The following is a 16,026-nucleotide window of genomic DNA, read 5'->3' as shown; positions in this document are numbered from 1 at the left end:
CAGCCAGCCAAACTCGGCCAAGGGAATATTTCATGAAGAAATTGGGAGTGCCTCGAACGGCGATGGAAAAGGCTTCACGGTAAGCAACAGTAGTACTCAGGATATCAACGTTCCGTGGAACCAAAATTCAACCGACTATATTTCCGGATGGACCTTTTTCACGGAAGGGTCACCGGGCCATGATGCGGGGGCGGCCAGAAATGGCGGCAGCATCACCATCGACAACAGCTCAGGTCTGCAGTTTAACGTCAATCAGCCATATCCTCTTAACATTTATCAAATCGATCCTCCGACTTTCGGGATCAACGTCAAATCTTCGGGAGGGGACGGAGACCAGGATAACGACGACAATAACTCCAACGGTGGAGCAGGTGGAGCTGGTGGGGATATTTCACTTACCACCAGCGACGGGTTCAACAACCATGGTCAGGCCTATTGGGCCGGGGGGACCTCCTATTATGGATTTACCCTCTTCTCCGGAGTGAGCCAGGGAGGACTTGGCGGCGCACAGAACAATTTTATCGGTTCAGATCAGCTTGGAGGCCATGGCGGCAATGGCGGTGCGGTCAGGATCTCAAACATCAATTATGACCACCCCTTTCTGATCGGCTCCAGTTCAAACCGGTTCAGCGGCCAGGCGAGCGGTGGAGGCTTTATTGCAAAGTCGATCGGCGGCGACGGCGGACAAAGAAATGGCAACGCTGGCTCGGGCGGGGTCATTTCAATCACCAACAGAGCGCATGGAGAGATCTACTGGAACGCCACCGTTGCCGGAGGCAGCGGCTTGTTCTTACTCGCCGGTATAAGCCAGGGCGGAAACGGATCCGCATCCACTGACAACAGCGATAATGGCGGCAACGGCGGCAACGGAAGCGCCGTGACAATCAGCAACAGCGAGGCGGGGTCGATTCTGCTGGATGTCGCCGGAAGCGGCTATGAGCCGGGCGCGGCAATTCTCGCCCGCAGCAAAGGTGGCAATGGCGGTACAGGTCCGACAAAGGACAAGTCCGGAGGGAACGGCGGGGCCGCAGGCAACGTGGACATCACGCTTTCCGATGGTGGTACGATTGCAACCAGCGGGCACAATATCTACGGCATCCTGGGGCAAAGTATCGGCGGAAATGCCGGCAATGGCGGCGATGGATCTGCTTTGGCCGGGACGGGCGGCGGCGGTGGTTTCGGCGGCAATGCGGGCCACGTAACAGTCACAGTGGAAGATGACGACCTGCGTTCCCCGATCATTCAGACGAACGGCGACTATTCCACCGCCCTGATCGCTCATTCCGTTGGTGGCGGTGGTGGCACCGGCAACGACTTCCTGAGTGTTCTTGGCGGACAGGCAGGCAATGGCGGCGACGGCGGAGATGCTGGCGATGTGCTGGTTTCCATCGACCTGGGGTCCAGTACCTCGATCGCAACGCAGGGAGATCATGCTTTCGGTGTGGTTGCCCAATCGATTGCAGGCAGCGGCGGCGCAGGCGGCGTATCCACCGCCAATTACGTCAGCCTTGGAGGAGATGGCGCCGGAGGCGGAAACACAGGCACTGTGACAGTCAACTCCCATGGCACCATCACGACACAAGGGGTCAACAGTCTGGGGATCATTGCCCAGTCCATCGGCGGCGGCGGCGGTGCTGCCGGGTCGTCGAGTGGACTGGTCAGCGTTGGTGGCAATGCGGCAGGCTCAACCAAGTCCAACGGCGGCGCCGCCGGTCTTTCAAACACCGGGACCGTTATCACCAGTGGCAAGGGGGCTGCGGCTGTCCTTGTACAGTCCGTCGGCGGCGGGGGCGGCTCCGGAGGAGATGCATCCGGGATTGCTGGAGTTGGCGGCAAGGGATCTGCCGGCGGAAACGGCGGCACCGTCTCCATTGCGAATGTCGGGGCACTCCGGACGTCGGGCGATTGGTCCCCCGGTGCGATCTTTCAATCAGTCGGCGGCGGCGGCGGCAATGGGGGCGGCTCGCAAACGCTCTCCACCATCCTTTCGGTCGGAATTGGTGGCGCGGCGGCAGGCGGGGGCAATGGTGGAGCGGTTTGCGCGGACAACACGGTATCCTGTGGCGCGAACCTGCCCGATCTCGATGCTAGGAATTCTTCTGGTCATGCGAATATCTTCACCTCCGGTGATTTCGCGCCAGGCATGATCGCACAATCGATTGGCGGCGGTGGCGGCAACGGCGGCAGCGACCAGAATTACAGTGCGTTGTCGTTCCTCGCCCTCCAGACCGGAGGCATGGCAGGGGCAGGTGGCGCAGGTGGGACCGTGACCATCCGCCAGGATGACCTTTCGATCTCGACAGTTGGTGCCCATTCCTATGGATTGATTGCCCAGTCCATTGGCGGCGGTGGCGGCACGGGTGGCAGCGCCAGCTATTTCAACGCGACGGCCGGTTTCAACGCAGCCTTGATCACTGGCGGCAGTGGTGGCACGGGTGGTGACGGCCAGTCCGTCACCGTTGATCTTCGGAGTAGCAGCATCACGACGGGGCTTGCGGCCCAATCGGCGGACCGCAGCGCCCCAAGCAACTCAATCGGCATTCTTGCGCAGTCGATTGGCGGCGGTGGCGGCAACGGCGGCGCGGCATCCGCAAAAGACTTTGTGCTCGCCGCCCCCACGGGAACCGGCGTTCCCGTGGCTTTCAACTTCCAGGCTGCCGTTGGCGGTAACGGTGGTAACGCCGGACATGGCGGCAGTGTCACGGTCGATTTTGACCAGGATTCCGCGCTGACGACCATAGGGGATGCTGCTCATGGCATAGTTGCGCAGTCAGTTGGCGGCGGCGGAGGTAACGGGGGTGATGCCTCGGTTCTGTCAACAACCCTGGGTGACAAGGATACTGTGGAAGTCACGGCAAGTACTGCTTTAGGGGGTGGCGCTGGCAACATCCTGCAGAACCTTCCCTACTGCTATGCGTCGACCACGCCGGGTATCAGCAATTGCTATCAATTCAATACAATGGGTGGCGGCTATGGTGGCCAAGTCGAGGTCTCACTTGGGACCTATGGTGCTGGGAGCAATTCTCCGGACACGGGCAGCACCAAACTCACAAGTGCAGCACAGGCAGGCACCCTGCTGACATTTGGTGACGGTGCCCATGGCGTTCTGGCACAATCGATCGGCGGTGGCGGCGGGAACGGCGGCATCGGCAACAGCGATGCCTATGCCCAAGGCGGCGTTGCAGCCGTAAAGGCGAAAATCGAGCTCGGTGGCAAAGGCGGGACAGGCGGCAACGGCGGGGATGTGAAGGTCCACAATTTTGCCGGTCACACGGTCCAGACCCAGGGATCCGGCTCAAAAGGCATTGTCGCGCAATCGATCGGCGGCGGCGGCGGAAACTCTCAGGGAGGAACCCTCTATATTGCCGCGAGCGGAGAGAGTTATTCCGGGCAGCTTAATGTCGGGATAGGTGCCAGCGGCGGACAGGGCGGCTCCGGCGGACATGTCTATGTCGAACAATATGGTGTCGTCGAGACATTTGGCGGCGATGCGGACGGTTTTGTGTTGCAATCGATCGGCGGCGGCGGCGGGATTGGCGGCTCGCTCGGCAATGATGCATCTTCCCACAAGGTCCTCGATCTGATCGGCAATCTTGAAGATCAGATCGGACGTCTGACAGATGCCGGAACCAGCTATGAGTTGACGGTCGATGTCGGGGGGAAAGGCGGTTCTGGCGGCAATGGGGGCAAGGCTGAATACTATCACAATGGACGGGTCACGACCTACGGCGACTGGTCTGACGGGGTTGTCGTGCAATCCATTGGCGGTGGCGGTGGGCAAGGCGGCTCTTCCGTTGCCGAGGGCAGCCAAATCACGGCGAATGTCGCAATTGCTGTTGGAGGAAAGGGAGGCTCCGGAGGGGACGGCGGCGAGACCACAATCTGGAGCATTGGGAACCAGCAAAATGCCATCACCACTTATGGCTACGGCGCTTTCGGCCTGCTGATGCAGTCCATTGGCGGCGGTGGCGGCCAGGGGGGCGATGGATCTGTCAATCAAGCGGGAACGTTGGCAATTGGCGGCGATGGCGGCGGTACCGGTGGTGCTGGCGGCAATGGCGGATCGGTCAATACCAACAAGGACCACGGCAGCAGCTTGGTCATCCGGACGATTGGAAATGACGCGACCGCTCTCGTGGCTCAGTCCATCGGCGGCGGTGGCGGCACGGGAGGTGTCGGCACCAGTTCTGACGCGACCCGAATCAAAAGCAAAGAATTCAGCACGTCCGTCGGCGGCCGTGGCGGCGTTGCCGGTAATGGTGGCGACGTCACAATGAAATTTGATGCAGATATCGTCACCACCGGTAAACGGTCTTCCGGTGTCCTTCTGCAGTCGATCGGTGGCGGCGGGGGCCTGGGGGTAACTGGCAGCGTCGACGAGAATTACAATCTGTCGATCGGGGGCAAGGGCGGAGCGGCCGGGAATGGCGGCAATATCTCCCTGGACCTGACCGGTGGAGCCGGCATCTTTACCATCGGTGACGGAGCACACGGAATTGTTGCGCAAACGATTGGCGGCGGCGGCGGTCTGGCGGGCGATCCGACCGGCGGGATTCTGACACTGAGGGCTGGCGGGGGAAGCGGTTTGTCCCAAGGCGCAAGTGGTGACGGTGGCGCCGTTGTGCTTGATATCAATGCACCAGTTTCGGTCACTGGCGCCGATGCAATTGGTGTTATTGCCCAGTCGATTGGCGGCGGCGGCGGTTTTGGAGGTAAAAGCGGGGGCGCCTTTGCCGGCGTGACTTCTTCGGATAGTTCGGGACGCGGCGGGGATCTCTCGCTCTCCGTGAGTAAAACCCTCTCGTCGATCGGAACTCGTGGCATTGGCCTCTTCGCTCAAAGCGAGGGGCCGGATGGCAATGGTGAGATTGCAATTGCCGTAAACTCTGGCGGGAGCGTTTCTGGCGGGAGAAGCAATGATGCGGCCGCGATCTATGTCGCCGGTGGGAAGAACAGCGCCCTCTCCCTGAATGGAGACGCCGTGGTTCAGTCTGGCGCCTATCAAACCGGAGTTGATTATGCGGAAAACTACGCTGTTCTCTATAATGGTCGCGGAACAACTGCAGACGGAGCGGTCTTGAACGTAACGGTCAACGACACTGCATCCCTTTATGGCAACGTTTTGCTGCATAATAGGGATGGGAACAGCGCGGGCACCGTTACCAACAACTCCCACAATACACTGGCTGGGGGATTTTTTTACGGTGCCAATATCGTCAACAACGGCCGTTTCGTCCTGAACCGCGTGCATGAAACCGGAACGACAAAGCTTACCGGCAATTTCACGCAGACAAGCGAGGGACGCCTCGTCACGGATATCGATCTGGGCAACTCCGGTTCCGATGTTCTGGAAATCGCTGGCGATGCCAGCCTGGCAGGAACGCTCGGGATTAATACGATCAGTCTGTTGCCGAACAGCCAGACACGGTTTCTGTCGGTTGCCGGGTCGTTGAGCGGCAGCTTGGCAGCTCCAGAATCGCTGATCTTCGACTATGGCATCCACACGGCTGGGAACGATCACTATTTCACCGTGAACTCCGTCGATTTCACGCCGCTGGACAAGGTTCACCTGAACAGCAGCCAGCAAAGAGTTGCGGAGAGCCTGCAATCCATCTGGAACCTGGACGGGAATGCCGCCTTCGGGGTTCTTTTTGGTGCAATCGCGAATGAGGTCGACAACGGATCAGGAAACTATGGTGGTCTGCTGGACCAACTGCATCCCAAATCCACGTTGGCGCCTGCGGTCGAGCAAACGTTTGAAACGCTGTCTTTCAGCAACAGTCTCATGAGCTGCCCTGTTTTCGCGGCGCAGGATGCTTCGTTGTCGGAAGGATCTTGTGCGTGGGCGCAGGCGTCCGCAGGAACGGGGCACCGGTCTGCTATAGGCAATTCCCCAAGCTACAATGCGGATTCCCTCAGGTATTCTGCAGGTGCACAGAAGGAGTTCGAGGACGGGTGGTTTCTCGGAGGCGCCGCCGCTTTTCAGCAAAGCTGGATTTCTCAGTCTTCCAAGACAGTTGCAGGGGAAGGTACTGGCGGCTTTGTTGGTGTGAGCCTCAAGCACGAATTGGACGATTGGACCTTCTCCGGTGCCCTGTCGGGCGGCTACTCCGTCTACGACATGAACCGGAAAATCTTGATACCAGGTGTGGCGGAAACCGTTTCAAGCTCTCCAAATGTTTACAACGGAGCCATTCGCGCCCGGATTGCCAAGACATTTGCGGCGACCAACTTCTATGCCAAGCCCTTTGTCGATCTTGATACGGTCTATAGCCGGATTGGGGGGCACCGCGAGTCCGGAACCTATGGGCTTACGTTTGACGATACCGATCAATGGATTTTTGCGGTTTCTCCCGCGCTGGAAGTAGGCAGCCGGTACACCTATGACAACGGAACGAGCCTGAGATTTTTCGGACGGCTGGGCGTCACGGTACTTTCCACTAATGACTGGGAGGCAACGGCCCGCTTCACCTCAGCTCCCTCCGGTGCAGGCAAGTTCACGACGTCACTCGAACATGAGGATGTATTCGCAACCATCGGAGCAGGTCTTCAGCTGTCGTCGACGGAGGGCTTTGATCTCAGATTGGAATATGATGGCCGGTTCTCTGACAAACTCGCAACGAACAGTGGTTCGCTGAGACTGAGCATTCCATTCTGAAGGTGTTCAGTATTGGGCGCAAATGTCTGCACGAGGCTTTGCGCCCGTTCACTTCCGACAGTCTAAGCATCCTCGTGTAGTCTAAATCTTTGTATTCAAAAGCGGCAGCCATCCGGGAGATCTCGCCGTGGGGCGCGTCGGCTTTGGGCGTATTGTTTCCAGTTTGCAGCAACTAAAAGGCCCACCGGGGAATCCTGTTTGCGGCTTCCGGCCGGACATAAGATTAAGCAACTTCCCGCAGCAAGGACAGCGAGGCTGTCGGGTGACCTACTCATATCGCCGTCGCCGTCGCCGTCCTTCTATGCACTGAATAGCCCCTCGATTTCATCGGCTAGTGAGCAAAGGCTCCTGTTCGTTTGATTGAGGCAGTATCGCAAATAACCTGCAATCCCACGGATCATTTCTAGCTTCAGCGTTAGAACAAAAGCGGCCTTCAGATCGGCCAATGTGAGTGTCCGGGCAAGCATGCCCAGGACCGCGATGAACAGCCATGCGCCAATCTGCAGAGTCCAGAACATCCGCTCAGGCCCTAGAGCTGTTCTGATTTCCGGGTCTGTATCAGGTAGAGGCAGTATCTGCGGCTAGGTGTCCGTCTATTGCAGTGCCTATCGGCCGGTATGCTCAATATTCTGGCGAGCCGACTATTTTTTGGTCTTGCGGGACCCAATCCTTGTTCGTACACTTGTATACAGGTAATCTTTTGATATGTTGGAGGTCGGTTATGCAAGACGTGTATGTGGAAACGGTCGCGGCGATAAACTTTAATAACGGCATCGTTCGTATGCTTCTCGTTGACCAAGATCCTGCTGTCCTAATGACCAAGGGTGCCAAGCCTGAGGATATGGAAGCCCGGTTGAAGCAGCAGGTTCTGATGCCGCTTCCCGGGTTTCTCTACATGCTCTCGGTCATCAAGGGTCTGATGGATGATCCGAAGATGCAGGAAGTCATCAACAAATACACCGAACTCGGCCTGCTGCCCTCACAGCAGCAGGGCGCTTCCGAAGAGGATAGCGCAGCCGCCTGACGCGGCTCATTCTTTTTCCGGTCCGGAGAGCCATCAAGATATTTGACGTGCCGTGCCAGCTGGTGCGCGCGAAGCGACTTGGGAGTCTGAAATGGGACGGCTTAGGCGGCGTATTAAGCGTGCAATTCAGTCGGTAAGATATGCGATTACCGGTGAATACGATGGTACGAACGGTAATGACAGTATCACTGCCATCGGCTTCGGCGGAAATATCTACGCCAAGGGTGGCAATGACACGATCACTGTAGGGTCCATTTCAGCGACGGTTTATACCGGCACGGGCGACGACAAAGTTTACGGCGCCTCCGGCAAGCTGACCGTCATTGACGAAACCGGAAACCTAGGAGTCTACGGTGCCGCCGGTTTCGTCGATATTTCCAAGGATGGCGACGGGGATATTACTTTTAGCGGAGCTTCGGGAGCAACGAAGATTGTTCACGAAGGTGATGCCGGGAACATCGACTATGCCGGCGCTGCTCTGAACAACAACATCTTGCGCTCGGGGATCTCCGGCAACATTACTTTCCGCGGCGCGGGCCTCGGCAACACCATCCTCCTGGATACGCAGTACGGCGATATTCTTTTCGAGGGCGCGGGCGCGCGTAACACCGTAAAGCGTGACTGGAACGGGGACTACGACAACTCTGAAGGTGATGTGACCTTCAAGGGGGCAGGGGCGTCCAATGACGTCCGGAACCTGGTCAGGGTTGGCGATATTGTTTTTGTCGGTGCCGGTGCGTCGAACTATGTCAAGCGGGAAGGGGAAGGGGAAGGGGAAGGGTCTTCTTCCGGCGACGTCCGGTTCACGGGCGCTGGCGCATACAACAAGATCGATCACGGCACGTATGATGGCGACACCCATTTTACCGGCGCTGGTGCGGCCAATCTTATCAATCGCTACGGAGCCTCCGGTTCCTCCGGCAACGTTTATTTCAAAGGGGCCGGCGGTGCGAATGTCATCAAGCACACGACGGCCTCCGGCAACACCTATTTCACGGGTGGGGGAGCCGCGAACATCATTACGCGCTCTGGCATCAGCGGAAGCATCATCTTCGCGGGGGGCGGCGCGGCCAACGTTGTCACCAACTCTTCGGCATACGGCAATATTGATTTCAACGGCGGTGGTGCGGCCAACGTGTTGACGCGCACCGGCAAGGATGGTGACGTTTTCTTCGTGGGTGGGGGCTATGGCAATGTTATCACCCACGAGACTGATATCGGCGATACGACATTCAAGGGCGCTGGTCTTGCCAATATCATAACTCGCACGGGAAATAGCGGTGACGTGACGTTCCAGGGTGCTGGTGGAGCTAATGTCATCACCCATTTGACGGCGACTGGCGATACTTTCTTCCAGGGAGCCGGGGCTGCAAACGTTATCACCCGTAGTGGTGAAAGCGGCGATGTCACCTTCAAGGGCGGCGGCCTTGCGAATGTTATCACTCATACGACGAAACACGGTAATACCCTGTTCCAGGGCGCAGGTGGGGCCAACGTTGTCACTCGCGTTGGCGAAACGGGCGACGTGACTTTCAAGGGTGCCGGGGTGGCCAACGTCATTACGCAGGTCGTCGATAGTGGCGACCTCAACGTAACCGCGGTCGGTGGCGCCAATGTTGTGACGCGAACCGCAGGGAAGGGCACGGCGAACCTGAACCTCGGCGGTGGCGGCAATGTCGCGACAGTTACTGGCGGCGGCGATGTCAACGCGCAGATGTATGGCGGGCTGAACGTTCTCACCACCGACGTTGACGGCAAGACCACGGCAACGCTCGGCGGCCATGGCAATATCGCGACCGTCCTGGGAGGTGATGCCAAAATCAGGGCAGCCGGCAATGCCAATGTCATCACCACGAGCGGCATCGGTAACGACGTCAAGGCCTATGGCTCTTACTCGATCATCAATACACTCGAGAATGCCAAGGCTGAGACGGAAGCTGCGTCCGCTTCTTCCGAAGGTGGAGCTGCTTCTGGTGGAGAGCAATCGGCTCTGCACAATCTAGGTGACAGCTTGGGTGCTCTCCTGGATGGTGGAAGCGATGCTTCTTCCGGCGATGGCGCGTCGCCCCTCTCAGCGCTCGATCCGATCCTCTCCGTTTTGGGTCTCGGCATGGAGAGCGGAGCGGAAACGACGGATGAGGCATCCAGCTTGTCGGAAGAAGACAAGGCTGAATTGGCGGCTAAGGGGGTTGATCTCGATGCCCGTCTTGCGGCGATGGGACACAGCAGCTCCGGCCTGAATGCAGACGCGCCGGCCTATGAAGAGCCGGACGAGAGTGATTTCGACCCTCAGGCGGCATCGGACAGCGCGAAATCCAAGAGCGCCGCCGACTACCAATCTCTTGTCGGCGAAGCCAAGCAGGCAGCAATGATGTCCGATATGGATGCGCTCCTGGCTGGTTACGGAGGCGGCACGGCATCCGGCGGCATGAGCGAAGACGACTACGCCAAAATGCAGGCGCAGGCATCTGCATCCAACGGTGATGCTGATGAGGATGTCGACGAGGATGAGGCTGCCAAGGCGGCAGAGGAAGAGCTTAAGAGCGGCAGCTCAAAGTTTGGTGCCGGTGGGGGCAGTATCTTCGATACGCTGGGCAAGAATTATGACAACGGGGTAATAGCGGCCGGCGCGTATAACATCATAAAAACCGGAGCCGAAAATGATATGATTTCCGCGCTTGGTCTCGGCGGAAATTACATCAACAGCGGTGCCGGCGATGACGGGATCATTGCTCTCGGTTTGGGCGCGAATATCATTCGCGCAGGCGATGGCAACGATTGGGCCTTCATGCTTAGCGCTGCCAATTATTTCGAGGGCGGTGACGGCAAGGACCTCGCCATCATGGGCGGTCTCGCGAACATTGCTTTTATGGGCAATGGCGCCTGGGATGCTGTCGTTCAACTGGGCGTTGCCAACGTTGCGGTCAAGGATGGCTGGGGTGATTTTTATGCGGTGATGGCAGGCCGTTATAACGTCGCAACTGCTGTTGGTGACGGCAGGGCGATCTTCGTCATGCTCGGCCAGTTGAACGTCGCAACGAAGGCCGGCGACGGCTACAGCCAGTTTATCATGGGTGGTCTGTACAACGTTGCGACCCAGGTCGGCGATGGTGGCACGGGCGCCATCATGGCTGGCAATTTGAACGTCCTTACCGTCGTCGGGGACGGGGTTCTCTGGGGCATGTTCCTGGGCAAGCTCAATGTCGTGACGAAAGTGGGCTCCGGTGATGTCGCCACCGTCATGGCCGGGCAGGCCAACGTCTTGACCGCGGTCAACGAAGCCGGGGACTCGGCGTTCGTCGCCGTCATGGGCGGCAAGCTCAATGTGGCAACCAAGGTTGGGGATGGCACGGTCTTCGTGATCGGTGTCAACTCCGTGGTCAATGCGGTGACACAGGTAGGAGACGGCGTCTTCGTCTCCCTTCTGCACGGGAAGGCCAATGTCACCACCAAGGTAGGCAACAGCCATGTGAGCGATGGTGTGCCCGGGGCGACCGTCATGGTGTCCTATGGCACCTTGAATATCTCCACACATATCGGCGACGGCACAACGGTCATGGCCGCCATGGGGACTTTGAACGTTGCGACCAAGGTTGGCGATGGCGACATGGTTGCGCTGCTTGCCGGGCAGGGAAACCTTGTGGTTCACGTTGGCGACGGATTGCTGGTTGGGGGGGCATTCGCTTCTCAGAAAACGAACAAGACCGGGTCTTCCCAGAAAGAGAAAGATCTGGACAAGAGTCTAGATTATATCACCGGCGCGCCGGCCAAGTTCTTCCTGCCATCTGAGAAGAATACGGGCGGAAACAACTCGAGCGATAGCTTGATCCGGTTAAAGCAATTTTTCGGGATGGGCCTCGCTTCTGATGAGAAGCCAGAAAAACAGAATAGGCTTTTTGATTGGCCACTCCGCGGCATCGCGCTTTCCGATGTGGCATTGGGGGCTTTGAACGGAGTTTCGGAGCAAAACGTCGGTGCTGCGTTCAATACTACGAGTAATAACCTGCAAGCCCTCGGCGGCAGTGACCTGTTTTCCGAGATCAAGGAGGTTGCTGCGAACGTCACTGTCAAGGTTGGTAATGGGGATGTCTATTTTGCGCAGGTAGCCCCTGGGCAAAAAGATTTCGATGATGATCTTGGCCCGTCCCCCTTTGGAAAGGTGGTCGATAAGCTACCTGACGATGTCAGCGAGATGGTCGAGAAGCTGATGTCCGGATCTACGTTCAATGTTCTGGTGCAGGTTGGCGATGGCAATACGGTCACGGCTCAACTCGGCGACATGAACTTTGTCATCAAGATCGGACATGGCGATCCTGACGCAGTTGCCGGGCAAGATGCGGACGGCGGGTGGGATGTCGTCAACTTCGCGCTTGGCAACTTCAATACAGTGATCGAGGTCAATAAGGACTCGATCTTTGCCGGTGGCGACGTCTACGGCAATCCTTACTCTGATCCGAGCAAGGTCAACCGGGCGGACCGGTCAACCAAGAGCCTGCAGGTCATGTATGGCGCCTTGAATACTTCGATCAAGATCGGGGATGGCATCAGTATCGGCGGGATGTACGGCGATCTGAATGTTTCCGTAAAAGTGGGTCATGGTGCCGACTACAAGGTAATGCTCGGCAACGGCAATCTGTCCGTCCGGGTCGGTAGCTCGTCAATTCCTGATGCCAACGGCACAAGGAACGATCAAGAGGAATTCGGCGGCCTCAAGGTCCTGTACGGATATTACAATGTTTCGGTCGACTACGGCACGTCGAATGACACTTTCCTGGCATTTGCAAAAAACAGAAAATCTGAAACAGGTGAGAGTTCAGGTATTTCCGGAATTCTTTCAGATAATTTCAGCTACGCTAGTATGTATTTGTCCGACGCGCTTGGGCGTGTAGGTAATCAATCTGCCGGAAAGCGGGATAGCAACGGTTTATTGAAGGACAACGATCAGGTTTACTCGAAGCTTGTGAGTGAAATGGGGCTCCCCTTCTCTTCGAGTCAGGATCCGAAGAAGGGCATCAAGGGGCCATTTCAATTCATATCGAACTCTCTTTTGGGGTTCTCGTTCCAGGGTAATATTCAGCAAAAACCCGTTTTGGATGATCAGGGTAATCCGAAAACCAATGCGGATGGGAGCATCAGAACCAAGCCCGCGAACCAGTTCCAGAAGCGTTCGAAGACGCAGGTCAACAAGATATTCGATTTGCTCGATACCGTCGGTGGGAGCCTTCGCGGGAAGAACGTCAAGCAGAAATTCGATAGTAACGGGCAGCCGACTGTAAGTACTCTTTCCACGCAGCTTACGTCCAATGCAAATGATGCCATTGATAGCGCAGGCGAAATCAAGCAGCACACCATGCTTATGTGGGGAGCGGTGCAAGAGGCTGCGGAAAGCGGCGGCAACATCATCCATGCTGGCGGCGGCTCCGATTTCATCCTTACCGTCGGTGGTGGAAACCTTGTGTTTGGCGACTACTGGACCAGCCTGTTCGATGCTTCGCTGGCATCCTTCATGCCCGCGAATGGGCAGGCAATCTCGTTCAACGAATTTCTCGGCATGTTCACCACTGAGAGCGGCACGTCGCGTGCAAAGTCCGCTGCCAGGGGCATTTCCGGCCTCGTGGGCTACCTGCAGACCTTCGGCGACATCGGCGGCACGATCCCTTACGATTCCTTCGGCTCGATGTTCGGGACGACCTATGACGAGGATGGCCAGCTCACCACAGACTTCGATGCACGACAGTTTTACTCGTATTTCGTCCGGATTTTCTGGGTGGAAGCGACAATACCGTCGAGTATTTTCAATTTTGCACAGCTGGGAGACTTGCTTGGCGATCAAGTTGGAGCAGGTGTTTTCGACTTTGCGACCAGTTTGTCAAACACGGGCTCGGAAACGATCTTGAACAGTAATCCCGAGCAAGTGATAGATGACTTCGCTATGAATAATTCGGAGACGTCTGGTCCGCTTTCTTGGGGTAGTGCGTCGGGAATTCCGGCCATCTCAAGTGTTCCGAATTTCAAATCGATGTTCAGTCTTTTCGCTAACTTTGCAGATATTGCAGCAGTTGGCGAAGGCGGCGCAATCGATAACGTTGGAACTTTCTTCCAGAATATCAAGCCGATGAAGGATGACGGCGATATCATGGTCGCTCTCGGTATGGCGAACTTTCAGTTCGGCGGCGAGGGTGATGACATCATGGCCTCCGTTGGGGAAGTCGGAAAGCTTTTCGGGGGATCGGGCGATGACATGCTGTTTAGCATTGGCGCCTACTCCTATCTTGCCGGCAACGAGGGCGATGACTGGAACTTTGCGCTTGGTGTCCAGAACGTCATTCATGATATTCAAGGCAACAATTCGATCATCGCCATCGGAGACAAGAACGATATCCGGACCGGACGCGGAAATGACTTCGTTTTTGCTTTCGGCGACAAAACCAAGATGCGCATGGGCGATGGCTTCAATTTCGGCATCGTTTACGGCAACAAGAATTCGATCTATCTGGCTGGTGACAACATCGTCTTCGCGTTCGGTGCGGAGAACAACTACTACATCGTTGGTTCCGAAGGGGACCGAAGCCTTATCTATAACTTCGGACCGGCGTCCATCACTTTCTCGCCGGGGGTGAAAGGCTTCGTTGAATCCGGTGGCGGCAAGATCGTCGGCAATATCCAGGACGATTACATATCCTTCAGCCGCGACAGCGAGGGAGGCGACCTCCTGGGCGATGACCGTTTCGACCTTAACCAGCAGGGCCTCGACAACCGTAGCAAGGATACCATCATCCTGCGCGGCAAGGACGCGGTTGCCTGGGGCGGTTTTGGAGGCTCCAAGGACCGGGATCACTTCATTGTTGGCTATGGTGTCAAGGACGGCGTCATCCAGGAAGCCGGCGGGACTAAGCTTGGCTTTGGCGATGAAACGGAAGACCTGGTTGTTCTGGGGGAACGGATCGGTGTGGCGGACTATAGCGGGTCCATCAAGGATACCCCCGTTCAGTTCGAAAGGAGCGGCTACGATCTGAGGATCTATATGCCGGATCACCTGAACTTCGAAGATGGCACCGCGCCGCTTGCGGAGGGTGAGCTCAACAGCGTGACCGTCGAGGACTATTTCCGGCCTGGCGGTGACCAGGCAGCACAGATCGTCCTGTCGGTCTGGGACGAGAAATTTGACACGAATATCCTGTCGAAATGGCTGTCCGAATATGTCGCGGAAGAAGCGGATGCCAAGGCGAAGCAGGATGAGGGGGGAGAAAGTATCCAGGCAATCCACACGTTCTCGACCCATAGCTTCTCGAACTACAGCTACCTGACGCGGGACGGTGTCAATGCGTTGCTCAATGCCTACGGAAAGTTGACGGAGGGGACCGGGGCGGAAAAGTGGGCCAAGGTCTGGGCGCAACAGTGGAACTCCGTCGTCAAGCAGGGTGAAAATCTCGAAGATTTCAAGCTTGCCCAGAACAGCGGCCTGATGATCGCCGGCGATAGCGACGCCAACGTCATCACGGGTACGCTCAACAGCGATACGCTCGAAGGGTTCGCCGGCAACGACACGCTCAGCGGTGGCGATGGCAGCGATATCCTTTTCGGAGGCGTCGGTGACGACAGGCTCAACGGCGGCGATGGCAGCGACACTGCACATTACGGCGATATCAAAGGCGCCGTGACAGTTGATCTTGCCAGCGGTATTGCGACGGGTGCTGGCGGTGAGGATACGCTCAATAGCATCGAGAATGTTGTAGGGACCGACTTCGCGGATCATCTCACCGGTAACGGTGAGGCCAATCTTCTCGCGGGCGGCGGTGGCGACGATGTGCTGCGGGGAGGCGGAGGTGATGACGAAATCTACGGCGGAGCGGGCAATGACACGCTTTATGGCGGAGACGGAACCAACAGCCTCGACGGTGGAACCGGCAGTGACACGTATGTCATTGCACGCACGGATGGGGACGCAGTCATCTCGGACAGCGGCAACCAGGCTGGCGACCATGATCAGGTGGTTCTTGAGGAGGTTGATCACGATCAGATCTGGTTCTCGCAAAACGGGGATGATCTTTTGGTCAGTCTTCTTGGCGGAGATTCGACAGACTACGCCGACGTTTGGGTCGAGAACTGGTTCGCCGAAGAGGCTACCGGCGCCTCCAGGGTCGATAGTTTCAAGGTTGGAGACCTCGCGCTGGATCAAGGCTCTGTGCAACAGCTGGTTGATGCCATGGCTGCCTGGGATGTGACGAACGGCGTCTCGGATGACCAGCGCCGCGATGCACTTCAGAGCGACGTGTCCATCCAGAACGCTTTGGCCGCATGGGTAGGCTCCCCGAGCTTGGCCGCATAGTGCCAGGGAGAATGG

Annotated in this window: 3 protein-coding genes; all 3 read left to right on the top strand. The window is 57.4% G+C overall.

The window, feature by feature from the left end; all coding sequences use genetic code 11:
* Positions 1 to 877: 877 nt before the first annotated feature.
* The 3 genes from BUA94_RS19040 (at position 878) to BUA94_RS19025 (ending at position 16,011) form a co-directional block, all read left to right on the top strand.
* Positions 878 to 6,658: an autotransporter outer membrane beta-barrel domain-containing protein gene (locus BUA94_RS19040; RefSeq protein ID WP_139251211.1), complete on the top strand. Its 5,781-nt coding sequence runs from the start codon at positions 878 to 880 to the stop codon at positions 6,656 to 6,658.
* Between the two features lie 814 nt (positions 6,659 to 7,472).
* A complete protein-coding gene (locus BUA94_RS19030; protein ID WP_073014953.1) occupies positions 7,473 to 7,682 on the top strand; it encodes a hypothetical protein in 210 nt (69 codons plus the stop codon).
* A gap of 91 nt (positions 7,683 to 7,773) precedes the next feature.
* Positions 7,774 to 16,011: a calcium-binding protein gene (locus BUA94_RS19025; RefSeq protein WP_073014952.1), complete on the top strand. Its 8,238-nt coding sequence runs from the start codon at positions 7,774 to 7,776 to the stop codon at positions 16,009 to 16,011.
* The last annotated feature ends 15 nt before the right edge of the window (positions 16,012 to 16,026 follow it).

This window comes from Roseibium suaedae (assembly GCF_900142725.1).
Classification (GTDB): Bacteria; Pseudomonadota; Alphaproteobacteria; order Rhizobiales; family Stappiaceae; genus Roseibium; species Roseibium suaedae.
This window is presented reverse-complemented; position numbering and strand designations above follow the sequence as displayed.

Bases quoted from the DNA above. Each gene is read 5' to 3' on its own strand.
- BUA94_RS19030 (WP_073014953.1), top strand. From the start codon at position 7,473: ATGACCAAGGGTGCCAAGCCTGAGGATATGGAAGCCCGGTTGAAGCAG.
- BUA94_RS19025 (WP_073014952.1), top strand. From the start codon at position 7,774: ATGGGACGGCTTAGGCGGCGTATTAAGCGTGCAATTCAGTCGGTAAGA.